Here is a 652-nt window from a genome sequence, read left to right as displayed (position 1 = left end):
CGCCAGTGCAGCCACCGCCTCAGCCCCTCCCAAGCGCGGCCGCAGCGCCCAAGCCGGTGCGACAGCCACGCCCCCCAAGACCAGCAAGGCCAAGAAGGCTGAAACCGCAGCGGTCGCCGAGGCCGCCGCGCCCAAGCAAACCGGCAAGGCCAAGAAAGCGCAAGCCACGCCCGTCGCCGAGGCCGCCAAGTCGGCCCCCCCAGCCAGCCCGAAAAAGGCCGCAAGCGCGGCAAGCAAAGCCAGCGCCCAGGGCGCCAAGGCCAAGGCTAAGGCCACCGCCGCCGACAGCGCTGCTTCGACCAAGAAGGCCACCAAGACAGCCAAGACCGCAGCGGCGCCAGCCCCTGCCGCACAGACCAAGCTGTCGCCGAAGGCGACCTGGCCCTTCCCGACTGGCTCGCGCCCCTGACACGCTGGCCGGGCCGCATGCGCTCGGGCATGCGGCCGCCCCCCTCACTCACGCAGGAGTGTCGGGGTCCAGGCTCCAGTTCTGTCCCCCGCGCGTGGCGATCTTGATCGCCCCTATGCGGTTGCCCAGGCGCGCGGCCTGCTCGATCGGCCAGCCCTGCGCCAGCCCGTACAGCAGTGCGGCGCGAAAGGCATCGCCACAGCCGGTCGGGTCGACGATGGCGCGCGCACGCTCGCCTGGCAC

1 protein-coding gene and 1 pseudogene are annotated in these 652 nt (G+C 72.4%); one reads left to right on the top strand and one right to left on the bottom strand.

Features of this window, described 5'->3' with window-relative positions:
- A pseudogene (locus N2041_RS14555) lies at positions 1-409 on the top strand (hypothetical protein); the annotation flags it as partial.
- A 48-nt stretch (positions 410-457) separates the two neighbouring features.
- On the opposite strand, the gene N2041_RS14550 reads toward N2041_RS14555, so the two are convergent.
- Positions 458-652 (bottom strand): PfkB family carbohydrate kinase (locus N2041_RS14550; protein ID WP_297679322.1); only part of this gene is annotated, 195 nt, incomplete at its 5' end.

It is taken from the genome of Tepidiforma sp. (assembly GCF_026419595.1).
In the GTDB taxonomy this organism is placed as follows: Bacteria; Chloroflexota; Dehalococcoidia; order Tepidiformales; family Tepidiformaceae; genus Tepidiforma.
Note: the sequence above shows the minus strand (reverse complement) of the source record. Positions and strands in the feature narration are given on the sequence as shown.